Consider the following 21,849-nt stretch of genomic DNA (forward strand, 5'->3'; position numbering starts at 1 on the left):
AGCACAGATGCAGTCGGATCGATCGGCAGCCTTGTCGTGGGAGGATGTGGACGCACTGGCGGCCGAGGTAGTCGCCTATGGCGCACGCGTCGGCCTCCCCTATGTGGCGGCGCAGAGCGACCTCGGCGATCCGGTGCCGATGGCCGATCGCGACGGCCGCGCCTATGCCGAGCGGATGCCGTGGGTGTGCGCCAACGACACCTATTGGCGCAACCGCAGCCTGGCGCTGCGATCCAGCTTCCTTCACGCCGCGCGGATCTTTGCCGAGCCGATCTGGTATGCCGACGGGCGGCTGGGATCGTGGCGCGCAACGGGGCTGCTCGAGGCGATCGATTGTTCGCGGGTGACGGAGGAATTCGGCTTTACGGGCGCGCTGATCGCGCCGGTGCATCTGGCGGGCGGACAGGTGGGCACGGTGCTGTGGGTCGCGACCCAGCCGGTCGACATGCCGGCGATCTTTGCCGAATGGGCGGAGCCGCTGTTCGCGCTCGCCTATCGCCTGCTCGCCGCGCATACCGAATTGACGATGCGGCGCGTGCGCACGCCGCCGGGGCAATTGTCCGCGCGCGAGGCGCAATGCGTGCGCTGGGCCGCGGCCGGAAAGACCAATGCCGAGATCGGCACGATCCTGTCGCTGTCGGTGTCCACCGTCCGCTTCCACCTGCGCAATGCGGCGGAGAAGCTGGGCGCGACCACGCGCGCGCGGATGATCCAGATCGCCACCGGCCACGGATTCCTCGGCCCGCACGCCTGACAAGCCTGCTCCCTGACAAGCGTGCTCCCTGACAAGAGCGTCAGGTGCATGGCGGGCGCGCCGCGCGCACGGTGGCGGCATGGAGAGCCTGAACAGCGCAGACGCGCGCGCCTTTCGTGATGAGGTGCGCACCTTCCTGTCCGAGAAGCTGACGCCCGAGTTGCGCCGCGGCGCCCGGCGTGGGACGAGCGTGTTCCTGCACCCCGATGTCGCCGACGCGTGGCAGCGTATCCTTCACGCGCAGGGCTGGGCCGCGCCCGACTGGCCGGTCGAATATGGCGGGACCGGCTGGAACGAGATCCAGCGCTATATCTGGGCGGAGGAATATGCCCGCGCGCACGCGCCCGGCCTGTCACCGATGGGGCTGAAGATGGTGGCGCCGGTCATCATGCACTACGGGTCGCCCGAACAGAAGGCGACGCTGCTGCCGCCCATCCTGTCGGGCGAGGATCGCTGGTGCCAGGGATATTCGGAGCCCGGCTCCGGATCCGACCTCGCCTCGCTGAAACTGCGCGCCGTGCGCGACGGCGATGATTACGTGCTGAACGGCTCAAAGATCTGGACCACGCATGCGCATTTCGCCAACCGCATGTTCTGCCTGGTGCGCACCAGCACCGAGGGGCGGCCGCAGACCGGAATCACCTTCCTGCTGCTGGAGATGAAGACGCCGGGCATCACCGTGTCGCCGATCCACACGCTGGCCGGCGAGCATGAATTCAACCAGGTGTTCTTCGACGACGTGCGCGTCCCCGTCAGCGGGCGGCTGGGCGAGGAGAATGACGGCTGGACCGTGGCGAAGCACCTTCTGACCTTCGAACGGTCGGGCCGCTATGCGCCGGGCCTTGCCGCGTTCCTCGACATGGTGCGCGAAGCGGCGCAGGCCACCGGCTGGCTGAGCCATGAGGGCAATCGCGAGCGGCTGGCGCGCGAGGCGATCGCGGTCGACGCGCTGCGCGCGATCGAGCTGGCCGGGCTGGAAGGCGGCGGGCCTGCCGATGCGGTGCGGCCGTCGATGCTGAAGGTGCTGGGCACCGAGGCGTCGCAGCGGATCGACCTGCTGGCGCTGGAAATCGCCGCCGGCTGGGAGGGCGACCACGAGGACGCGCCCGACGCGATCGCGATCGCCATGCCCAAATATCTGAACAATCGCGCCGCCAGCATCTACGCCGGGTCGAACGAGATCCAGCGTGACCTGATCGCGCGAGTCGTGGTGGATCAGGCGGCCTGACCGGGAAACCGTCGCCTTCCACGGTTCACGGGGCGAGCGGCGGCGAGAACGGTGACGGGATCATCGATCCGCATGCCCCGGAAGGCTCAAGGTGAGGACGAAACAGCAGCCGCCGCGCTCGGCGAGATGGGCGGGCTTGGGAACTTCGGGAATACCCAGCAGACCGGCGTAGAAGCGGCGTGCCGCATCTTCGCCGCCGGGCGGCATGGCAAGTTGAACATGGTCTGGCGCCTCGACTGGCATTTCACCCCTCCCCCGGATAACCCGCACATGGTGACCGGTGCGCGCATCCTTCAAGAATTGCCCCCGGCGCCGAGGCATGTTGCCGTTTGGCCGCGCACCTGTTGTGATGGGGCATGATACGGGCTTTTGCCAGATCGGTACTCGCCGGCGCGCTCGTCGGGGCGGCGCCCTATCTGCTCTTTTCCACCTTCTTCGCGCTGCTGGGCCTGACCCGGGTCGAGCGCGCCACCGACGTTCCGGCCTCGCTGCTGCTGGCGATCGCGCCGCTTCTGGTGGCAGCGCCGATCGTGGCGGGCGGCGCGCTGCTGATCGGTCTGCCGTTCACGGCGTGGCTGACCCGCCATGATCGCGAAAGCGCGCTGGCCTATATTGCGGGCGGCCTTGTCGCCGGGGCAGCATTCGCCGCGCTGCTCGTCTTCGTGATCGACGTGCGCGATGGTTACTGGCTCGCTGGCCTCGGCGCGGCGAGCGGCGGCGTAACCGGCTGGACCTGGTGGGCGTCCGCGCGACGGCCGGACGCCCGTTAAGACCGGATCAGGGGATTCGTCAGGCGGCGTAGCGTCGCAGGTGATGGCGGGCGGTGCCGTCGCCTTGCGCCAGCGTGCGCGCGCGGCGGAAATAGCCGCCAAGCCGCAACTCCGCGGTCAGCCCCATCGCGCCGTGGATCTGCACCGCGCCCTCCCCGATCAGGCGAGCGGCGTCGTCGCAAACAACGCGTGCGGCGGACACCGCCCGCGCACGGCCGGTCTCATCGCCGTCGAACGAGGTGATCGCAGCAGCCGTGATCGCCTCTGCCTGCTCAAGGATCATCGCCATGTCGGCCATGCGATGGCGCAGCGCCTGGAAGCTGGCGATCGCGACCCCGAACTGGCGGCGCTCCTTGGAGAAGGTCGCGGCGTCGCGCAGCATCGTGCGGCACAGGCCGACGATCTCCGCGCAATGCAGCACGGTCAGCGCGTCCTCGGCCCATTGGCCCTCGCGCGGCTCCCTTGCACGCGCGAGCGCCGCGACGTCGGCATCCGCACGCGGGCCATTCTCCCCCCGCGCACCCAACCGGGTCGCAACCCAATGTTCCGCCCAGGGCAAGGCAGCGTTCGCGCGCCCGAAGGCAGCCGCAACGACCGCCGCATCGCGCAGGTCGGTGCCAAGCCCCTCCTCGTCCGCCGACACGCCCAATTGGCCGAGCCCGGTGTCCACCACGGCCGCCTGCCAGTCAGCCCCGTTGGAAAGGGCAACGTCCAGCGTCTCGGCCAGCATCCGCTGTTCGTCGGTGCGTGCGAAGCTCGTCAATTCACTCTCCGTTCGTGGCCGGACCAGAAAGGCTCGCGCAGCGTGCGCCGCAGGATCTTGCCCGACGGGTTGCGCGGCAGCGCCTCGATGAACTCGACGCTCTTTGGGCATTTGAACCCGGCGATCCGCTCGCGGGCATGGGTGATGATCGCATCGCCGTCGCATTCGGCGCCGGGCTTCAACACCACCATCGCCTTCACCGCCTCACCCCATTTGGGGTCGGGGACGCCGATCACGGCGACGTCCGCCACGGCGGGATGGCCGTAGATCGCGCTTTCCACCTCGGCGGGATAGACGTTCTCCGCGCCGGTGATGATCATGTCCTTGATGCGGTCCTGGATGTAGAGATAGCCCTCCTCATCGAGGATCCCCGCGTCGCCGGTGCGCAGCCATCCATCGCCGATCAGCGCCTTGGCGCTTTCCTCCGGCTTGTTCCAATAGCCGCGCGTGTTGTTTGGGCTGCGGATCGCGACCTCGCCGATCTCGCCGGGCGGCAGCGTGTTGCCATCCTCGTCGATGATCTTCAGCTCGACGCCAGGCAGCGCCTTTCCGGCAGCGGTCATCTTGTGCTCGCGCCCGGGCAGGTGATCCTCCGGCGGCAGAGCGACGATCGAACCCCACGTCTCGGTCATGCCATAGACCTGGACGAAGCCGCAGCCGATCCGCTCGACTGCCTGCTGCAACAGCGGCAGCGGGATCGGGCTGGCGCCGTAGGACAGCGTCTCGATCGAGGAGAAATCGGCGCTCGCCGCCTTGGGATGCTGGAGCATCAGGCCGATCGCGGCCGGAACCAGGAACAGCCGGCGGACGCGATGCTCGGCAATCGCGTCCATCACCGCGCCGGCATCATATTCGGCGTGGATGATGAGTTCTTGCCCGCTGTTGACGGCGCCGAGCGCGACGCCGACGCCGCCGATATGGCCGTAGGGCATCGCGATGATCGTGGTGTCACCCGGATCAGCGAGCAGCCAGTCGATCCGCGCGTCGATCTGCTTCTGCCGCTGCTGAATGCCATTGGCGTGGCTCAGCATCACGCCCTTGGGCGCGCCGGTGGTGCCCGAGGTGTAAAGCTGGAGCACCACGTCGTCCTCGGTGACGGTCACCGGCGGCGGCGTGCTGCTCTGCGCGTCGCGCCAGCGGGCGAAGCCGTCGTCCATGACCACCACCTGCGCGGCCGGAAAGTCGCGGGCGAAGGCAGGCTCGACAAACAGCGTCTGCGCACCGGAATCGCCCAGGATGCCGTCCACTTCAGCGGGGGCCAGCCGCCAGATGATCGGCACCAGCACCATGCCAGCGCGGGCAGTGCCGAGCGCCAGTTCGACCGCCCAGTCGCTGTTCTTACCGACATAGGCGACGCGATCACCGTGCTTCAGCCCCATCGCCAGTAGACCGTTGGCGATCTGCGACGCATGGGCATCGAAGGTCGCATAATCGGTCACCCGGTCCTCGAACCGAAGCGCCACCTGCTGCGGCCGTTCCGCCGCGTGCCGCGCCAGTGCCTCACCGAATGTCGGCGGCAAGTTCGTCATGCCTCTCCCGCTCCTCTCTCCACGCCTCAGAACCGGAAGGTCGCGGTGGCACCGTATGTGCGGACCTGGCCCGGGAAGCGCACGACGATGTTGGCGTTGCTGGCGACCGCGTTCCAGTAGTATTCGTCGAAGAGGTTGCGACCCCAGACGTTCACCGCCCAGCTTTCGTCCGCCGCCTTCACGCCGAAGCCGGCGTTGACCACCGCGTACGGCTTGATGTCGTACAGCGGATTGAATTCGAAGATCGTCGTCTGGCGCGACTGCCAGCGTACGTTCGCATTGGCGGTGAAGCTGACGTCGTCATTGACCGGCTGGTCGAACAGCGCGGTGCCCGACAGCGTCCATTCCGGGCTGTAGATGAAGCGCGCACCGTCGAAATCCTGCGGGCGGCCGGCGGCGTTGGTGCCGACATAGCCGTTGATCCGCGTCTTCAGCCACAAGGCGTTCGCCATCAGCGTCAGCGGGCGGGCGGGGCGGACGGTCAGCTCGCCCTCGATGCCATAAGCCTCCGACTTCGGAATGTTATCCAGCCGAGCGAGCGCGGTGTAGATCGGATCAGCGAAATAGGCGCTGATCTGCTTGTCCTTATAGTCGTAATAGAAGCCGGCGACGTTCAGCTGCACGCGGCGATCGAGGAAGCCGAGCTTCGCACCGATTTCGTAGGCGGTCAGCCGCTCCTGCTTGGCCGGCAGGTTCTGCGCCGCGTTGCTGGCCGCGTTGATCGGCGAGGTGCCCGACTTATACCCGCGCGAGATCGAGGCGTAGAACAATGTCGTCGCGTTGGGCGTGAAGTCGAGCGCTGCGCGCCACGCGAAATTGTCCTCGTCCAGCCGCGAGTTGACGATGCCGAAGCTGTTGGTCGCCGGATTGAAGGTGTTGCAGTCGTTGCGGCCGATCGGCGCGGCGAGCGGCTGCGTCGGGTTGAACAGCTGCTGATAGAGGCCGCGGTTGAACAGGTTGATGTTGGTCTGCATGCTGCCGTTGAAATCGCGCGAGCAGCCGGTGAATTTCTGCAGATCCTGTGTGTAGCGCGCGCCCAGCGTGAGCTTCACGAGGTCTAAGAAGGCATAGTCGCCATTGGCGAAGATGCTCCACGTCGTCGTGTCGAACGCGCCTTCGTCACGATAGGTGCGGAACGTCGTCGCCGCATCGGCCAGCGTATAGCCGAAGGTGTTGATCGGCGAGTTGATCAACTGCGACGTCGCGAAGCGGAGCAGCGCGGAATTGGCATTCTCGCCCAGCAGCGTGCGGTTCGTGTCGCGGATCTTGTCCTTGGCGTAATAGCCGCCGACCAGCCAGTTGAAGCCGGGGCCATCGCCCTCGACGCGAAGCTCCTGCGCGAAGCTCTTGATGTTACCGTCCGCCTCCTGGATCAGCACCTCGTTGGGGATGCCGGACCAGTCGAACGTCGCCTTGCGATCGAACTCGTTATAGCCGGTCAGCGAGACCGCGCGGACATTGTCCGAAATGTCGAGTTGGACGCGCGCCTTCAGCCCGATGAAGTAATTGTCCTCGGCCAGCGGCCCCTTCAGGCCAGCACCGCGACCGATATCGGCGGAGCGGCGCGCATAGGGCGCCCAGTCTGCCTGGCTGCCGCTGGTCGGGCGGTTGGCTGCGATATAGGCCGCCGCGCCGGGCGCGTTGAAGTTGCTCGCCGCGCCGCCGCTGCCCGGCGTCGTGGCGGGGGTGAAGCCGATCGCCTGGCCCGCCACCGTGTCCGACTTGTTGACCCAATAGGTGGCCGACACGTCGATTTCGAACGGACCCGGCTGCGCCGCCAGCGAGCCGCGCACGCCGTACCGCTTCACGCGGCCAAGCCGCTCGTTGGGGCGGCTGTTGCTGATCTGCCAGCCCTCGTTGCTGAGATCGACGCGATAGCCGATGCGGCCCTGGATACCCTCGGCGATCGGGCCAGTGACATAGCCGCCGACATTGAAGGTCTGGTAGTTGCCGACATCGACCGACATCGCACCCGACGCATCCTCGCTCGGCTTGCCGGTGACGAAGTTGATGAGGCCGGCGGTGGTGTTGCGGCCGTAGAGCGTACCCTGCGGCCCCTTCAGCACCTCGACCCGCTCGATATCGATCAGCGGGCCGGTGTTCATGATCGGATAGGCATAGGCGACCTCGTCGACATAGGTGCCGACGGTCGACTGGGCCGACAGGTTGATCGAATTGAAGCCGATGCCGCGCAGCGTGTAGGTGGGCACGCCCTGGTAGCTTTGCGCGACGGTGAAGCTGGGGACGACCGCGGTCAGGTCACGCACGTTCTGGACGCGCAATTCCTGCAGCGTCTCGGACTCCAGCGCCTGCACTGAAATGCCGACCCGGTTGATCGATTCCGCGCGCCGCTGCGCCGTAACGACGATGTCGCCGAGCGCGGCGTCACTTGGCCGTGTCTGCTGACTGGTCGTTGCCGGCGCTTCCTCCTGCGCCGGCGCGGTGGCATCGGGCGCGCCCGCCGCCGCGTCCTGCGCCTGCGCGGCGCCTGCCATCACCGCCAAGATGCTGGCGCCCAAATACATCGCCCGGCGCGTACGGCCCATTGCGGTCATCGATCCTCTCCCCGATCAAAGCTCAAGCGCCCTTTTCGGGCGTCTTCATCCTGTTCTACTAGCAGCGCCGCCGGGCGCAGCGCCTGACACCTGTGTCAGGTGGCGGGCGCGGACTGTGTGCCGATCCCGGCGTGGCCCAGCATCCGCGCCTGCGCGCGCGGCGAGCGCCAAGCGAAATCGCCCGGCAGGCCGAGCCGCCGTGCCGCCTGCCACGCGGGCGAACGCGGGTCGCGCACCCGGTCTGCGAGCGTGCCGGCTGCGAGCAGCATCAACCGGTCGCTGCGCCGCAGATCATAGTCGGCGCCAAGCTCCAGTCGCTGGCGCACCGCCGTCGGCAGCAGCGACACCGCCGCACGGGCGAGCGCCTGGTGAAGGAAGCGCGGCACGGCCGGCGCGGCCTTCCCCGACTGGATGATCGCCAGGAATTCCAGGTTGATCGGGTGCGGCTCAAACCGCGGCAACAGCCGGTCCAGCATGGCGAAGAAATCGTCATCGCTGGTGAGCGGGTTCTCCACGCCGTACAGGCGCACCACGGGTTCGCCGTCGCGGTAGTAGGCGCTTCGCTCCGCCTCGCTGAGCGGTGCGACGAAGCGATGATAGGCCTCCAGGAAGCCATAGGCCGCGGTGGCGCTGACCCAGTCAAGCAACTCGGGATCAAGCGCGCGATAGGCTTCGCCGCCGGGCGTCTCGCCGGTCACCTTGCGGTGCATGCGATTGACGCCGCCGATGATCCGCCGCGCCGTGCTCGCCGGCCCGAATACGCCCGCCATGGCGGCAACACCGGTCCGCTTCGACCGGCCGATCGGATCGACCTTGTAGGTGGAATGGTCCCACACGCCCGAGCGTATCCGCGCGTCGGCGAACTCCAGCAGCACCGCCGCCACGCCGCCGACCGCGATCGCCACCGGGTTCTTGAACACGCGCCATTGCGGCGACGTCGGCGGGACGAGCGACGCCTCCCCCACCGGGTTCGCGTAATCCACCTGATAGCCCCGATGCGCGACTGACATAAACAATTCCGATCGTTCGATAGGATTTGATATGCTGCAATGGGCTGTCACGCAACCCCGGTGGGCCGTATGGAGGGCGGCGTGACCAGCGCCGTTCCCCCTCGCCCGCGCGCGCCGCGCGGGCCGTATCGCAGCAGCGCGGAGACGCGGCAGCGCCTGATCGGCGCGGCGCTGGCGCTGTTCAGCAAACACGGGTTGGAGGGGACGAGCACGCGCGAGATCGCCGCGAGCACTGGCGTCGCGCTGCCGGCGATCACCTACCATTTCGGGGGCAAGGAAGGCCTGTACCGCGCCTGTGCCGAACATGTGGTGGAGCGCTATCGCGCGCGCATGCTGAGCGGTGTGTCGGCGATCCAGGCGGGGATGCCCATGCCACCGGATGTAGCGCGCGCGGCGTTGCAGGAAGTGGTGTCGCTGCTGGCAGGAATGCTGCTCGACGTCGCGGAGGACGACAGCTGGGCGACGTTCATGATGCGCGAGATGAACCACAAGGGGCTGGCGCATGACCTTTTGTACCGCGATCTGTGGGAGCCGGGGCTGACGCTGGTCGCGGGGCTGGTGGCGGCGATCGGCGGCCGCGCGGAACCGGCGCAGGAGGACCGGCTTGAGGCATTGCTGCTGCTGTCCAGTTTCTCCGCGTTCACCACGGCGCGGCGGGTCGCGCTGGATTTCGGCGGATGGGCGGCGGTCGATCCTGCGCTGGTGGCCGCGATCGTGGCTCGTCTCCAGGCCAGGATCGCGGCGCTTTAGCCAGCGGCGAGGATCACCGCGCGGCGATCATTCCTTGCCCGATCCCGGCTCGGCCATCGCACGATGCCGCTCCGCCAGCACCGACTGCGGCACGACACCGGAGCCCAACACCTGGATCTTGTTCTTCAGGCCCGACACGATGTGCCCCTTGCCGGCCATCAGCGCGTCCCAGCCGTCCTTTGCCACGTCGGCAGGATCGGACTTGTTCTCGCTCTGCCCGACGGAGGTGTCGAGCATGTCGGCGCGGGCGAAAAATTCGGTGTCCACCGGCCCGGGCATCAACGTGGTGAGCGTCACGCCGTCCACGTCCTTGATCTCGTTGCGCAGCGCCTCGGTAAAATTGTCGATGAACGCCTTGGTCGCATTGTAGATCGCGTTGAAGCTGCCGGGGATGTAGCCGGCGATCGATCCCGTCACCAGGATCTTGCCCGATCCGCGCGCCACCATGTCGCGCAGGCTCTTCTGCAGCAGATAGACGGTGCCGGTGACGTTGGTGTCGATCGAATGGCGCCAATCCTCGATGCTTTCGTCGAGGAACGGCCCGCCCTTGCTGATCCCGGCGTTGGCGCAGACCAGGTCGATCTGGCGCCCCGCCGCGGCGGCGAGCGCGGCGTCCACGCCTTCCAGCGTGGAAAGGTCCGCCTCTACCGCCACGACATTGGTGCCGAACTGCTCGAAGTCGCGCGCGGCGGCATGGATCAGTTCCTCATCGGCGACCACGATCAGGTCATGACCTTCCCGGGCCGCGATGGTGGCAAGTTCGAAGCCGATGCCGGTCGAGGCGCCGGTAACAAGGGCGAGCTTATTGGCCATGGCACCTCTCCTCAAAGGTCGATTTCGATCCGCTCAAGGCCCGGCTTCAACACCACCTTGGTCACTTCATTCTGCTTGTCGTGGAAGATGCGGTAGCCGTCCGGGGCATTTTCCAGCGGCAGCGTGTGGCTGATCAGGAAGGTCGTATCGATCTTCTCCTCCATGATCGCGTTGAGCAGCCCGGGCATATAATGCTGGACGTGGGTCTGACCGGTCTTGAGCGTCAGCCCCTTCTCCATGAACGCGCCGAGCGGAAATTTGTCGACGAAGCCGCCATAGACCGCCGGCATCGACACCCGCCCGCCCTTGCGACAGGCAAGGATCGCCTGGCGGATCGAGTGCGGCCGATCGGTGCCGAGGAAGGTCGACGCCTTGATCTGGTCGATCACATTATCGACGAACAGGCCGTGCGCCTCCAGGCCGACGGAATCGATGCACGCATCGGGCCCGATGCCGCCGGTCATCTCCATCAGCGCCTCATAAGTGGCGGTTTCCTCGAAGTTGATCGTCTCGGCGCCGAACTTCTTCGCCAGTTCCAGCCGGCGGGGAAAGTGATCGATCGCGATCACCCGCGCCGCGCCCATCAGGAAGGCGGACTGTACCGCGAACAGGCCGACCGGCCCGCAGCCCCACACGGCCACCGTGTCGCCCGGTTCGATCTCGGCATTTTCCGCCGCCATCCAGCCGGTGGGCAGGATGTCCGACAGGAACAGCACCTTCTCATCGGGGACGCCGTCCGGCACCACGATCGGGCCGACGTCGCTGAATGGGATGCGGACATATTCCGCCTGGCCGCCCGAATAGCCGCCGGTCAGGTGACTGTAGCCAAACAGGCCCGCCATGGGCTGACCATACATCTCCTGCCCCAGATCCTGGTTGTCGGCGGGCAGGCCGTTGTCGCAGGCGGAATATTGGTGCTTGCTGCAATGGTAGCAGGCGCCGCACGAGATGGTGAATGGCACCACCACGCGCTGGCCCTTCTTCAACGTCGATTTCGGGCCGGTCTCGACCACCTCGCCCATGAACTCATGGCCCAGGATGTCGCCCGACTGCATCGTGGGGATATAGCCGTCGTACAGGTGAAGGTCGGACCCGCAGATCGCCGTCGAGGTGATCTTGATGATTGCATCACGCGGGTTGAGGATTTCCGGATCGTCGACCGTGTCGACGCGCACGTCATGCTTGCCGTGCCAGGCCAATGCTCGCATCAGTTCTTCCCCTCGTCCAGAAGGCGGCGGTTGCGCGCGCCGGTGGCGATTTCGCCGGTTTCCATCAGTTGCTTGAACCGGCGCAGGTCGCGCCGCGCCTGGATGGCGGGTTCGCGCTGGAACATCTTGGCGATGACCTTGCCGATCAGCCCGGCGGGCGGATCATAAAGGATCGTCGCGGTGACGATCGTGCCGCGATCGCCCTGCGCGTCGCGGAAATCGATCCGCCCGCTGTTGGGCACGTCAGCGCCATCCTCCGACGCCCAGGTGATATACTCGCCCTTCTTTTCGTCGGTGATTGCCGCCACCCATTCGACGGTGTTCACGCCCGGTGCGGTCACCGTCCAGTGCGAGCGGCGGTCGTCCAGCACCTCGATCCGCTCGACATTCTCGAGCACGTGGGGAAGGTTGGTGAAGTCGCGCCAGAAGGCGAACAGTTCGGCGCGCGGGCGCCGTATCGTCACGGTGCGCCCGATCAGCGTATCGGCATTGCCGTCCGCCGGATGCGGCAGCGTCGCATTGCCCGCTGCCTCCACGGCAGCACCGCGGTGTTTCGATGTGGAAAGCGGCGCGTCGTCGGCACGCGCCGGGTCGATCGTGTCGGCCATTGCATCCTCCTGAGGAATGCGGCCTTAACGAGTGCAATAGCAGGCCCGTTCCCGACACAATCCGATGAAATCAAAAACTTGCCCGACCAGCCCCTAAAGATTGAAGAAGAAGCGCAGATCGCATCCTGTCGTCGCGCACATCAGATGCAACGTCGATCACCTTCTATATTGATGCAGATCATGTCGTATCTAATCGCGATACTGGCGCACAGCGCACCATCCGCAGCAGCGACCATGCCGCGACTACATCAAGACTGATGGACCCCGTCGGGGCGTGATGCTCCTCGCATCGATCACCCTCGCACCCAACGCACGAGCGCCCAGGCGGATGCACTCAGCGGCGACGGCGGCGCTGTGTGCGCGCCGCCGCGATGCTGGCCATCATGGTTTCATACTGGCCATGGGTGAAGCCGGCGTCGAAGAAGGCGCGAAGCTCGCTTGCCGCAACCTGGAAGCTCTGGTGCCAGGCGAGCACCGCCATCCGCCGCAACGCCTCAAGCCGCTCGTCGGCAAGACGGGGATTGTTCTGCCGCATCACCGCCCGTAGCGCGACCGACAAGCGACCTGGCTCGCGCAAGGATGACAGCCGATCATTGCGCGCCAACGCAATGACAGACCATTCCAACGCGCCGAAGCGGGCATCATCGGCATAGCGATCGTCCCGCGCAGTGCTGGCGGGGATCGGATCGGCGATCGGCGCCAGCGGAAGCGCAGCGTCGATAGTGTTGAAGGCGAGATAGGCCATGATGCTTCCCTTCTGCCCTGTTGGGCGCGCGACCGGGCACCGTCGCGCGGGCGACGGGCGGGCGGTGGCAATCTGAACAGTTGATCTTCCCGGCGTCGGTCGCCAGGCATCTTCGGCGCTTTTCCCGCATCATGGCCGATGACACGGGAGCAGCTGTTGTGTACCGGTTGGTATAGAGACGCTGCCGGTGTCGGTCAACAACTATTCATACCGATCGGTATATTTTTAATCAGCTGCTGGTCGGGAAGCGTCCGACTTACTGCGCGACGAGACTGATGCTCGTCAGGCGATCCACTCGGGCGCGCCGCGATGATTGCGGATGCCCGCCCACCATCCCGCCAGCGCGTCGCCCCATTGCCGCACCGCGCCGCGCCGGGCGAAGCGTGCCGCACCCAGTATCAGCGCCGACAGCGCCGCGATCGGCAGGTGCGCCGGCGTCGTATCGCGCACCACGTGCAGCTTGTTGCGCTCATCAAGGAAGATCGGCAGCCGCGGCCGCTGCCGAATAGCCGTGGCGGAGCCGGTGGTGCCACCCTGTCCATGACAGACACGGGCGTCCGGCGCGAAGCCAAGTTGCAGGCCGTGCTGCTGCGCGCGAAGACACCATTCGATCTCTTCAGCGTAGAGGAAATAATCGTCCCGCATCGGCCCGGCGGCCTGCACAAAGGCACGGCTGACCAGCATGCACGCCCCCAGCAGATAGTTCATGTCCCGCTCGACCCGGGCCGCATCGGGCGGCGCATCGATCCAAGCGCCGACCCCGATCGAGGTCGCCCGCGCCAACACCGGGTACCAGCGCCCACCATAGGCCTGCACCCGGCCACCCGGGTGGTACAGGATGCCGCCCACCGCGTCGCAATCCCCCCGCCCCAGTCGCGTCACCAGTGCGGCGAGCGCAGCGGGTTCCGGCGTCGTGTCCGGATTGAGCACCCACCAGGCCGCGGCGTTGCGCCGCGCGGCGATGCAGGCATTCACCCCGCCGGCATAGCCCAGATTGTCGGACTGGGGGACGACCGTGACCGGCTGCCCGCCGGGCAGCGTCGCGGGCAACCGGTCCTGCAACGCACGCCGCGCCGCTGCCCCGCCATTCTCGCAGATTACCACCGCAAAGTCGGTGAACGTCGAACGGGCCAGCGCCGTGAGGCATTGCGCGACCAGCGCCGGATCACGGAACGAGACGATACACACTGCGACCTCAGTCACGGGCGTGCGCCCACCAGCCGCAACATGCCGTCGGCACAGCGCCACAATCGCAACCGCGCGAGCGTCGCGAGACCACGCCGGCGCTCCCGCCAGTTGGTCAACGCGGGGCTGGTCAGGATGCGTAGCCCATGCACCAGAATCGACACCGGCATCGCAGCGCTTGCCACGAACCACCGCAACCGCCCGCCCCGCCGCTCGCGGGCAAAGGCGAACATCTCCGCGTTGAGCCGGCGCCACTTGCACAGCAACGCTGGCCAGTCGCCGCGCGCGGGGTGCCCCACCACCGCTGCCGGAGCGTAGCCAATCCGAAATCCCAGCGCCCGCGCCCGGACGCACCAGTCGCGATCCTCCGACGTGCCGGCGAGAAACGGACCAGAAGCGGCGAAGACCGTCCGGCGACAGAACAAATTGGCCGTGACGGAGAAACCCTGCTGCTCGACATAGCGCCGGTTGCGAAAGGCGAAGACCGCCTCATACGCCTCCGACCCGGTCTTCTCCCCGTCATTGTCGATCAGCACATCGACCTGCCCGCCGACAAAGTCATGATCCCATAGCGCGGCCAATCCCGCCTCGAGCCAGCCGGGGGCCGGCACGCAATCCGCATCGGTGAAGGCAAGCACCGCGCCGCGCGACTGCGCGACGGCGACGTTGCGCGCGGGCCCGGCCCCGCGCTCCCGCGCCAACACCACCCGCGCTCGCCCTGCCACCAGCGCACGCACGGCGTCCTCCCCGCACATGCTCATGTTATCGGCCACGATAATCTCGAACCGGTCGCGCGCCATGGTCTGCCGCGACAGTGCATCCAGGCAGCGATCAAGCCCCGCCAGATCATCATGATGCGGGATGATGACGCTGACCTCCATCATCGTGCTCATGCGGCGCTCGCCAGCCCCGCCGCCGTGGCGACGTGCGCGCGCCCCGCCGGGTCAAACACGAACTCGGGGTCGCGCAGGACCAAGTCACGCAGCTGCGCGAGATCCATCTGCCACCATTGGCTTCGCTCCAGCACGGCCTGAACCTCCGGCGTGAAGCGCTCGCGCAGCACGCGCGCGGGGTTGCCGGCGACAATCGCATAGCGCGGTACGTTGCGGGTCACGACCGCCCCCGCCCCGATGATGCTGCCCCGGCCGATCCGTCGGCATCCAGGCAGGATCACCGCATTGTGGCCGATCCACACGTCGTCCTCGATGACCTGCGGTGAATCATAATGCAGGTCGGCATCCACCACGCCGAACTGCCGCTCGTACAGCACCGGGTGGGTCGAGATCGCGGCAATGGGATGGTTGATGGGCGCCGAATGGACCGTCTTGGCGATCGAACAGTACCGCCCGATCACCAGCGGGCCTGGCATCCGCCACGGATCGAAGCAGCCGTACGTGTAGAGCCCGACGTCAACCCGGTAGCGTTCCCGTAACCAGCGACGCAGCGCCAGGCTATGCAGCGGATCGCGTTGCCAGCGCCATAAACGCGCCTTTTCGATCGCGCGTCCCACCAATCGCCGCATCACTTGCCCTCAACCGCCAACACGCGAGGTGGCATACCGCGCCGGAACGGAGATGCCGCTCCAGCCGGTCGGAAATGGACCTAATTTCGGTAGACCATTGGTGGCGGCATCATCAACTGCGCACGGCGAATGCAGCCACCACCAGCCCGGCGACGATCGCGATCAGCTGCACCGTTCGCCAGTCGATCACGCCCACGGCATCGGGATCGTGCCGCTGCGTCCGGCGCCGATCGCCCCAGGCCGCGCCCGCGGCCGCCGCTGCGCATGATGCCGCCACCCCGTACAGCATCGCTTGCGTTGACATTCACTTGCCTCCACACCCCACCAGCGTCTTGCCGGGAGAGATAAAGATAATGCGCACCATCGCCATTGCGACCGTCCTGCTTGCCAGCGCCGCGGCGGTTTCCGCCCAGACGGCACGGCCCACCGCACCGCAACCCTCAGGCGCCATCAGCAGCGCCGTCAATGATGCGCAACGCAGCGCCGCCAACCGGCAACGCGACCAATATCGTCACCCCGCCGAAACGCTCGCCTTCTTTGGCGTGAAGCCGACCGACACGATCGTCGAATTCAGCCCTGGCGGCGGATGGTACACCGAAATCCTCGCGCCCATGACCAAGGGCAAGGGCCGCTATGTCGCGCTGGTCAACCAGCGCGGCGTCGACAGCGCTCAGAAGATGCTGACGGCGAAGCAGGCGTGGTTCGGCCCGGCGACGGTCGCCACGATCGATCCCGCCACCGGCACCAGCACCGTTCCGGCCGGTAGCGCCGACGTGGTGCTCACCTTCCGCAACGTGCACAATCTGCTGATGAACGACGATCCCGCAGTGGCCGCGCGCACGTTCGAGGCGTTCTTCACGATGCTGAAGCCGGGCGGGGTGCTGGGCATCACTGACCACCGCCTACCCGAAACGATGGACACCGCGCTGGAAAAGAAAAGCGGCTACATCAAGCGATCGACGGTGGTGCAGCTTGCCGAAGAGGCCGGGTTCAAGCTGGCCGGCGAAAGCGAGATCAACGCCAATCCCAAGGACACGCACGATCATCCCAATGGTGTGTGGACCCTCCCGCCGACGCTCGCGCTGAAGGACGTCGATCGCGCCAAATACGCAGGGATCGGCGAGAGCGACCGCTTCACGCTGAAGTTCGTCAAGCCGCGCTGAGCGGAAGACCGGGCGAGGCGGGAACGGTCAGGCGCCGCATAGCGCCTGCCCACCTCGCGTCGCCTGCCGGATGGACGAGTACCCGGCTGGGAACGATTTCTCCTCGAAGCGCCGTTTGAGGAAGCGGGCACTGGTACGCGATCGCGCTCATCTCCGCGGATACGCTCCGACGGCGTGTCCCCGAGGTCGCCTTGGTTGCGCCCGGCTGAATGTTGCGCCGGGTCGTGCGTCGCCCCGCACATCGGACGCTTTCACGGAAAGATGCCGGGTACTTGCGCAGCGGGAGCGTTGTCTCGTCAGCCGATAAGAGCGCTCAACCGGGATCGGAGCTGAAAACGCCGTCGCTCCGCCGAGCCTTCTGGCTCGTGCCACGGTCTTGGCCACGGACGTATGTGCGGGCGCAGGTTTATCTGTTGTCTCGAACTATAAGCAGAGCGACGTGATCGGTCCTGCCTGCTGACCGCAGTATTACCAAACCCCGCTGATCGCTTCGGTGCTGGTCACAATTGATCCCCAACCGCGTCCTGAGGCACGCCTGCCGCCAACGCGGTCGACCGCGCCGTTTGTCTGCTTCACCATGATGCCTCGACATCAAAGTCACGAGGCGGTCACGATTTTGAGCGGCTGCTCTAACCGAAACCTTCGGCTTTCAGCCGGACGGAGCGTCACGACAGCGCTCGAGGCAGCGATGTCTCTGCTTGCATTCTGGCAAAGCCGCCGAAGCTGCGGGAGAGGCTGCGACAGCCACCGTTTGGGGAAGCAAAGAACGTTGGCGACCTTCTCTCGGGTCAGGTGAAGCTCGACACGCCGCTCAGTCTATTTTTGGCAGATCGCAGCTGCGCATCGCTGCCAGCGCGTGCGATCAGAGTCATTGAACGGGGGTCATCGAATCGCTCCCGTGCTTTCGCGAATGATGACAAAGGGCCGTAGATCGCTGCGCTGAGAAGCCTCGTCGAGTTCCGCACCCATAGTCATCGCGGGGCGTCACCAAGGCTATATGTAGAGTCTGTTATACACTCCCCGCTTGGTCGGGGCTCTACATTGGCTGCATAAGTGAAGCATGTGGCAATACCATAGTCTGATAGCTGGCCGGTCCCGCCGCTCCGCGAAGGTTGAAACGGTAAGACTCTTCACCGCTTCGGGTCATCATTGGAAAGCACTGATAGCTCTCGCGATATGGCGCATCCGCCTTCCGACTCTTGTCCTAGTGGCTTTTGCTTGTGCAAAAGGCCTAATCTTATGATTCCAGATTTTCTGATTCTTTGGCCCAGCGAATAGAGGGTTGAGTTTGGCGCCTCATCATCATAATCGGCGCAACGCGGCCTGACATGTGCTGACCCTGATACGTGCGGCAGCCAACCGCTTGCTTAAGCTTTGCCACTCGCCAACATCGTTCTGACGCTTCCTGATCTATGACCAATGTCGCTTCGTTTGGTCACGCCGTACGGTGCTGGTCTGCCGCATCTTCTGACGGTCACCAATCCGGTAGCCGCTGCTCCCGAACCCGCACTTGGTCAAAACGCGGCGAGAAAGCTCCCGACCAGTCGCACGCGATCGCTCGAGAGTTCGGCCACCGTGCGATGGACGTCGGTGAGCAATGTCATGTCGCGCCGCGCAACGATCAGGCCGTAGCGAACGCCCATCGCGATCTGCCGCGCGTCGCTGCTGCCGTCGGTTGCGGGGGTGTCGACGATGGTGAACTCATAGGCGCGCATGCAGTCATCGATGATCTGCTTGAAAAGGCGGCTGGCGATCAGATCGTGCGCGCGCGGTGATGCGCCACCGGCATAGAGCACCGACAGGTTGGGGCGCACCTCTCGCCGGATCTCGTCGGATCGCTGCTCGGCCCCAACGGACAGCATCTGCACCAGACCGCGTGCGGGCTGCTCCGGGCGGATGAAGTCCTGCACTGCCGGGCGGTGCAGATTGGCGTCGATCAGCAGCGTGTTGATCCCGGCCTGGGCAAAGGCCACCGCGAGGTTCACCGCCACGCTGGTGCAGCCGCAGGCCGGCGTGGGCGCACATACCGCCAATCCCCGCCGTCCATCGCGCACATGGCCGGCGAGCAGATGCGTCTGGAGGGCGCGATATCCCCGTGCCGCCACGCCGGCGGGCTCGGAAAGGCAAGCGATGCGTCGGGAAAAGCTGTAGTCAAACGTGCCCCGGACTGGCGGCTCCGAAGCATCGTCAGCAGACACCTTCTCGTGCTCGCCCCCCCTGGCCTCGGCATCGGCCCTGCCGTCCTCCGTCGGGCCCATCGCGGTAGCAGCAGCAGCGGGCACTGAAGCAGAGGTGGAGACGGCCGATTGCGCCAAGGGACGGTCGCCCTCCACTTCATGGTCCTGTCCGCCGCCCGCCTCCCCGCGGACGCCAGCCTCCTCCCGTCCCGCCACTCGGTGATCAGCGACGTTCAGCGCAGTCGCCTCGCTCGCAAGCGCCTGTGCCGAAGGGCGGTGGTCCATTCCGTTGGCTGCCGGCACCGTCATCGTTTGAGCGTCCATGTCGCTTCTTCCCCCATCGCCTTCGGCGTCGCGCCGATGAGCCGAACGATCGCCCTTGGTCATTCCGGCGCTCCGCCCTATCGCGCCCCGCCCGGAGAAATCTCCGCGCGCTCTTCGCCGTGCGTGACTGCCTTCATGCCTTGGCGAGCAGCGGGGGGAGCGCCCGAGGCGGCGGCGGTCACCATGCGCGCTGCGGCCGTGCAAACAGGCCGCGCCATCCGGCGGTCGCCGTCGGGCGCGGCAGATCCAGCATCCCGATCAGGGGCAACCCGTCGATCTGCTGCAGATCCTCCGCCCCGCGCACCCGCCGGGCGAACAATTCGGCGGCAATCGCCAGAACTGCGCCCAGGATCATCCCTGCGATGCTGCCGGCCAGCACCAGCATCCAGCGCGGCGGATTGATCGGCGAGCGGGGGGTCGCCGCAGCCCCAAGCCGGCTGAACCCGGCATCGGTCGATTGCGCCTGGAGCTCGAAATCGGCCGCGCGCTGCATCGTCTTGGCCACTTGCTCGCGAAGCACGACAACATCGCCCGCGAGTCGCCGTGCCGCATCCACTAGCCCCCGCTGCGCCAGCACCTTCTGCGTCTGGGCGCCGAACTCCGCCGCCTGACGATTCCCCGATGATCCCGACCCGCCACGCATGCTGCCCATTTCTCGCGCGACCGCAGCAGCAAGCGCGCCGCGTTGCCGCTGGAGCGCCACCATCTCCGGATGGTTCACGCCCAACGTCTGGCGCGCCGCCGCAAGCTGGGCATCGACCTGCGCCAATTGCCCGGCCGACGGTGCCACCACAGGCCCGGTGGCAATGGGCGCGACCGACGCCGGGGCACTGCTGGCCAGTGCGCGCAGCTTGGACGACTCTGCGTCGATATTGTCATCCTGCAGCACAATGTTGTTCGCCCGTTCGAACGCGGCCTTGCGCTCCTCGGCAGCGGCCAGGCGCGCCTTGAGCGACGCCGCCTGCCCCGCGAACCAGCCGGCGTTCTGCGCCGCGTCACGCCGCTTGCTGTCGAGCGCCTCCGCCAGAAACGCCTCGCGCACCGCGTCCGCGCCGCGCCGCGCGGTCTCGGGCACGGCGGACACATAGGCGATCTCGAGGATCGGACTACCGCGGATCAGCTCGGCACTGGTGCTGGCCGACGCCTGTTCCGCCAGCCAGTCGCGCAGCCCCGCCCGGGACCCCGCGGCTTGCGCCGCGGCATGTTTCGCGCGCAGCTCGGGCGATTGCGTCCACCCGAACTGGTCCGCCACCCGCCGCGTAACTCGGGGGTCACGGATCAATTCGACCTGCGCGGCCAGAAAGGCCTCCATCGTCTTGGGCGGAAGCGCCTGCCCGGTCACCGGGTCGGCGCGCAGCAGGTCGACGACCACGCGGGACCGCGCCTCGTAGCGTTTGGGAATCTGCCGCGCGGCGATCAGCCCGGCCACCGCACCGATCACGGCGAGCAGCACGATCAACCAGTAGCGCGCCTGAAGCATGCGAAGGATCTGTTGCGGTCGCATAGGGGCCTCAGAAAAACCGCTCGCCGACGACCAGCACATCGTCGGGACGCAAATTCTCGCTCAGCGCCACCTTCGTCTCACTGCCCCCGCGAACCAGCTTCACCCGCCGCACCGAGCCAAGCGGCGTAAGGCCGCCGCTCCGCGCCAACGCCATTTCCACAGTCAGCGGCCGATCGATCGGGTAGCTGCCGGGCGCATTGACCTGCCCGTAGATGAAGAAGGTGGCAGGCGCGGCGACGAACACCTTGTCGCCCGATTCCACCGTCGGATCATCGCTGACCGCGCTGGTCGCGAGCGTCCGCAGCGACAGCGCACGGGACGAACCGTCCGGGCGGGTCAGCGTTACTGCGTCCGCCGCCTTGTCGCTGGGCCCGCCGGCCCGCGCGACAATCTCCGTCAGGCGATAGGCGCGGTCGATCGGCACCACCCCCGGCTGGTTCACCTGCCCCAGCACCGTGACATATCGGCTGCCGTAGCTGGCCACCATCACGCTGACCACCGGGTTCTCCAGAAAACCGCCCTGCTGCAGCCGGGCGCGCAGATCATCGCGCAGCTCCAGCACACTGCGCCCAGCCGCCGGAACGCTGTTCACGAAGGGCAGCTGGACCGTGCCATCCTCCTGCACCTGGACCCGCGCGGTAAAGTCGCTGCGGCCCAGCACCGCCGTCTCGATCACGTCGCCCGTGCCAAGGAGGTAGCCCGTCGCGGCAGGAGCAGTCCCCACCGGCGACGTCGTCCCCTCCCGCGTGCCGGCCGCGGCGTCATTCCTCGCCTGAGCCGCCACCGACGACGGCGCCAGCGAGCACAGCGTGGCCCCAGCCAAGGCTGTCGCCATGATCCAACGTCGCATCGTCTGCATGCCGCCCGCTCCTGCCCGGCCGGATGAATCCTGCCGTTGATCGCCATCCGCTTCTGCGCCGCCTGATCGACCACCATCCCTGACAAGCGAACAGAAGAACAGCGCGTGTCGACCGTGGTACAGGCAGGGAGCGTTTGCTCAACACCTCCGCAGGACTGCTCGCTCCGTTCTGGATCAATTGCCCCGGTTACTGGTCCAGAACAGAGGCTCCATTCATGCCCGCGCGCCATTTGCTTTATGCCTCGCCGCACTGACTGAGCGGCGGCGCCGGATATACACGGCATGGTAAGCCGCACGACGCAGTCGGATCGCGTCCCTTAGCCTTGGCGACGTGCCTGGAAAGTAGCCCGCCGGGTCCGTGCACGCATGAACGAGAGGATCA

21 protein-coding genes are annotated in these 21,849 nt (G+C 66.7%); 5 read left to right on the forward strand and 16 right to left on the reverse strand.

Going from position 1 to position 21,849, the window contains the following annotated elements; all coding sequences use genetic code 11:
- Positions 1–7: 7 nt before the first annotated feature.
- Together XM50_RS16610 and XM50_RS16615 are read left to right on the forward strand one after the other, a co-directional pair.
- Positions 8–754 (forward strand): helix-turn-helix transcriptional regulator, encoded by a 747-nt coding sequence (locus XM50_RS16610; protein ID WP_046411027.1) that lies wholly within the window; start codon positions 8–10, stop codon positions 752–754.
- A 79-nt stretch (positions 755–833) separates the two neighbouring features.
- Positions 834–1,982 carry an acyl-CoA dehydrogenase family protein gene (locus tag XM50_RS16615; protein WP_046411029.1) on the forward strand — a complete coding sequence of 383 codons (1,149 nt, stop codon included), beginning with the start codon at positions 834–836 and terminating at the stop codon, positions 1,980–1,982.
- A gap of 60 nt (positions 1,983–2,042) precedes the next feature.
- Here the strand turns inward: XM50_RS16615 and XM50_RS20580 are convergent, their stop codons facing one another.
- Positions 2,043–2,279: a hypothetical protein gene (locus tag XM50_RS20580; RefSeq protein ID WP_197075569.1), complete on the reverse strand. Its 237-nt coding sequence runs from the start codon at positions 2,277–2,279 to the stop codon at positions 2,043–2,045.
- A 59-nt stretch (positions 2,280–2,338) separates the two neighbouring features.
- Between XM50_RS20580 and XM50_RS16625 the strand changes: the two genes are divergently transcribed.
- On the forward strand, positions 2,339–2,752 hold the full coding sequence (locus XM50_RS16625) for a hypothetical protein (RefSeq protein ID WP_046411033.1): 414 nt from the start codon (positions 2,339–2,341) through the stop codon (positions 2,750–2,752).
- Between the two features lie 19 nt (positions 2,753–2,771).
- On the opposite strand, the gene XM50_RS19270 is transcribed toward XM50_RS16625, so the two are convergent.
- The 4 genes from XM50_RS19270 to XM50_RS16645 all read right to left on the reverse strand — a co-directional run bounded on the left by XM50_RS19270 (position 2,772) and on the right by XM50_RS16645 (position 8,609).
- Complete coding sequence (locus XM50_RS19270; protein WP_052742613.1) at positions 2,772–3,515, reverse strand: acyl-CoA dehydrogenase family protein; 744 nt, start codon at positions 3,513–3,515, stop codon at positions 2,772–2,774.
- Positions 3,512–5,044 carry a fatty acid--CoA ligase gene (locus tag XM50_RS16635; protein WP_046411035.1) on the reverse strand — a complete coding sequence of 511 codons (1,533 nt, stop codon included), beginning with the start codon at positions 5,042–5,044 and terminating at the stop codon, positions 3,512–3,514. Before XM50_RS16635 ends, XM50_RS19270 begins: the two co-directional genes overlap by 4 nt.
- Positions 5,045–5,070: 26 nt before the next feature.
- A complete protein-coding gene (locus XM50_RS16640; protein ID WP_052742614.1) occupies positions 5,071–7,599 on the reverse strand; it encodes a TonB-dependent receptor in 2,529 nt (842 codons plus the stop codon).
- Between the two features lie 95 nt (positions 7,600–7,694).
- Positions 7,695–8,609 (reverse strand): oxygenase MpaB family protein, encoded by a 915-nt coding sequence (locus tag XM50_RS16645; protein ID WP_046411038.1) that lies wholly within the window; start codon positions 8,607–8,609, stop codon positions 7,695–7,697.
- 81 nt (positions 8,610–8,690) lie between these two features.
- Between XM50_RS16645 and XM50_RS16650 the strand changes: the two genes are divergently transcribed.
- A complete protein-coding gene (locus tag XM50_RS16650) occupies positions 8,691–9,359 on the forward strand; it encodes a CerR family C-terminal domain-containing protein (protein WP_197075570.1) in 669 nt (222 codons plus the stop codon).
- A 27-nt stretch (positions 9,360–9,386) separates the two neighbouring features.
- Here the strand turns inward: XM50_RS16650 and XM50_RS16655 are convergent, their stop codons facing one another.
- The 8 genes from XM50_RS16655 to XM50_RS20190 all read right to left on the reverse strand — a co-directional run bounded on the left by XM50_RS16655 (position 9,387) and on the right by XM50_RS20190 (position 15,744).
- On the reverse strand, positions 9,387–10,172 hold the full coding sequence (locus XM50_RS16655; RefSeq protein ID WP_046411040.1) for an SDR family NAD(P)-dependent oxidoreductase: 786 nt from the start codon (positions 10,170–10,172) through the stop codon (positions 9,387–9,389).
- Between the two features lie 11 nt (positions 10,173–10,183).
- The gene (locus tag XM50_RS16660; RefSeq protein ID WP_046411042.1) at positions 10,184–11,380 is read right to left on the reverse strand and encodes a zinc-dependent alcohol dehydrogenase; all 1,197 of its coding nucleotides are present in this window, start codon (positions 11,378–11,380) and stop codon (positions 10,184–10,186) included.
- Positions 11,380–11,988 (reverse strand): SRPBCC family protein, encoded by a 609-nt coding sequence (locus tag XM50_RS16665; protein ID WP_046411044.1) that lies wholly within the window; start codon positions 11,986–11,988, stop codon positions 11,380–11,382. The genes XM50_RS16660 and XM50_RS16665 overlap by 1 nt, the downstream gene beginning before the upstream one ends.
- Before the next feature lie 334 nt (positions 11,989–12,322).
- Complete coding sequence (locus tag XM50_RS16670) at positions 12,323–12,733, reverse strand: hypothetical protein (protein ID WP_046411046.1); 411 nt, start codon at positions 12,731–12,733, stop codon at positions 12,323–12,325.
- Between the two features lie 282 nt (positions 12,734–13,015).
- Positions 13,016–13,936, reverse strand: coding sequence for a glycosyltransferase family 2 protein (locus tag XM50_RS16675; protein ID WP_046411048.1), 921 nt, complete (start codon positions 13,934–13,936; stop codon positions 13,016–13,018).
- Entirely contained in the window at positions 13,933–14,811 is an 879-nt protein-coding gene (locus XM50_RS16680; RefSeq protein WP_231622006.1) for a glycosyltransferase family 2 protein, read from the reverse strand. The genes XM50_RS16675 and XM50_RS16680 overlap by 4 nt, the downstream gene beginning before the upstream one ends.
- Positions 14,808–15,428 (reverse strand): CatB-related O-acetyltransferase, encoded by a 621-nt coding sequence (locus XM50_RS21005; protein ID WP_269430577.1) that lies wholly within the window; start codon positions 15,426–15,428, stop codon positions 14,808–14,810. The genes XM50_RS16680 and XM50_RS21005 overlap by 4 nt, the downstream gene beginning before the upstream one ends.
- Before the next feature lie 124 nt (positions 15,429–15,552).
- Complete coding sequence (locus tag XM50_RS20190) at positions 15,553–15,744, reverse strand: hypothetical protein (protein ID WP_125945812.1); 192 nt, start codon at positions 15,742–15,744, stop codon at positions 15,553–15,555.
- Positions 15,745–15,793: 49 nt separating this feature from the next.
- Here XM50_RS20190 and XM50_RS16690 point away from each other — a divergent pair, with 49 nt between their 5' ends.
- Positions 15,794–16,603 carry a class I SAM-dependent methyltransferase gene (locus tag XM50_RS16690; protein WP_046411052.1) on the forward strand — a complete coding sequence of 270 codons (810 nt, stop codon included), beginning with the start codon at positions 15,794–15,796 and terminating at the stop codon, positions 16,601–16,603.
- A gap of 1,514 nt (positions 16,604–18,117) precedes the next feature.
- On the opposite strand, the gene XM50_RS16695 is transcribed toward XM50_RS16690, so the two are convergent.
- The 3 genes from XM50_RS16695 to XM50_RS16705 form a co-directional block, all read right to left on the reverse strand.
- Positions 18,118–19,104, reverse strand: coding sequence for a CpsD/CapB family tyrosine-protein kinase (locus XM50_RS16695; RefSeq protein WP_125945814.1), 987 nt, complete (start codon positions 19,102–19,104; stop codon positions 18,118–18,120).
- A 178-nt stretch (positions 19,105–19,282) separates the two neighbouring features.
- On the reverse strand, positions 19,283–20,584 hold the full coding sequence (locus XM50_RS16700; protein ID WP_197075571.1) for a GumC family protein: 1,302 nt from the start codon (positions 20,582–20,584) through the stop codon (positions 19,283–19,285).
- 31 nt (positions 20,585–20,615) lie between these two features.
- On the reverse strand, positions 20,616–21,467 hold the full coding sequence (locus XM50_RS16705) for a polysaccharide biosynthesis/export family protein (RefSeq protein ID WP_046411054.1): 852 nt from the start codon (positions 21,465–21,467) through the stop codon (positions 20,616–20,618).
- Positions 21,468–21,849 lie beyond the last annotated feature (382 nt).

The sequence above is a fragment of the Sphingomonas sp. Ag1 genome (assembly GCF_000980895.1).
In the GTDB taxonomy this organism is placed as follows: Bacteria; Pseudomonadota; Alphaproteobacteria; order Sphingomonadales; family Sphingomonadaceae; genus Sphingomonas; species Sphingomonas panaciterrae.

Bases quoted from the DNA above. Each gene is read 5' to 3' on its own strand.
- XM50_RS16645 (WP_046411038.1), bottom strand. From the start codon at position 8,609: ATGTCAGTCGCGCATCGGGGCTATCAGGTGGATTACGCGAACCCGGTG.
- XM50_RS16705 (WP_046411054.1), bottom strand. From the start codon at position 21,467: ATGCAGACGATGCGACGTTGGATCATGGCGACAGCCTTGGCTGGGGCC.
- XM50_RS16635 (WP_046411035.1), bottom strand. From the start codon at position 5,044: ATGACGAACTTGCCGCCGACATTCGGTGAGGCACTGGCGCGGCACGCG.
- XM50_RS16610 (WP_046411027.1), top strand. From the start codon at position 8: ATGCAGTCGGATCGATCGGCAGCCTTGTCGTGGGAGGATGTGGACGCA.
- XM50_RS16670 (WP_046411046.1), bottom strand. From the start codon at position 12,733: ATGGCCTATCTCGCCTTCAACACTATCGACGCTGCGCTTCCGCTGGCG.
- XM50_RS20190 (WP_125945812.1), bottom strand. From the start codon at position 15,744: ATGTCAACGCAAGCGATGCTGTACGGGGTGGCGGCATCATGCGCAGCG.
- XM50_RS16700 (WP_197075571.1), bottom strand. From the start codon at position 20,584: ATGCTTCAGGCGCGCTACTGGTTGATCGTGCTGCTCGCCGTGATCGGT.
- XM50_RS16625 (WP_046411033.1), top strand. From the start codon at position 2,339: ATGATACGGGCTTTTGCCAGATCGGTACTCGCCGGCGCGCTCGTCGGG.
- XM50_RS16680 (WP_231622006.1), bottom strand. From the start codon at position 14,811: ATGAGCACGATGATGGAGGTCAGCGTCATCATCCCGCATCATGATGAT.
- XM50_RS16695 (WP_125945814.1), bottom strand. From the start codon at position 19,104: ATGGACGCTCAAACGATGACGGTGCCGGCAGCCAACGGAATGGACCAC.
- XM50_RS16660 (WP_046411042.1), bottom strand. From the start codon at position 11,380: ATGCGAGCATTGGCCTGGCACGGCAAGCATGACGTGCGCGTCGACACG.
- XM50_RS16655 (WP_046411040.1), bottom strand. From the start codon at position 10,172: ATGGCCAATAAGCTCGCCCTTGTTACCGGCGCCTCGACCGGCATCGGC.
- XM50_RS16665 (WP_046411044.1), bottom strand. From the start codon at position 11,988: ATGGCCGACACGATCGACCCGGCGCGTGCCGACGACGCGCCGCTTTCC.
- XM50_RS16690 (WP_046411052.1), top strand. From the start codon at position 15,794: ATGCGCACCATCGCCATTGCGACCGTCCTGCTTGCCAGCGCCGCGGCG.
- XM50_RS16640 (WP_052742614.1), bottom strand. From the start codon at position 7,599: ATGACCGCAATGGGCCGTACGCGCCGGGCGATGTATTTGGGCGCCAGC.
- XM50_RS16615 (WP_046411029.1), top strand. From the start codon at position 834: ATGGAGAGCCTGAACAGCGCAGACGCGCGCGCCTTTCGTGATGAGGTG.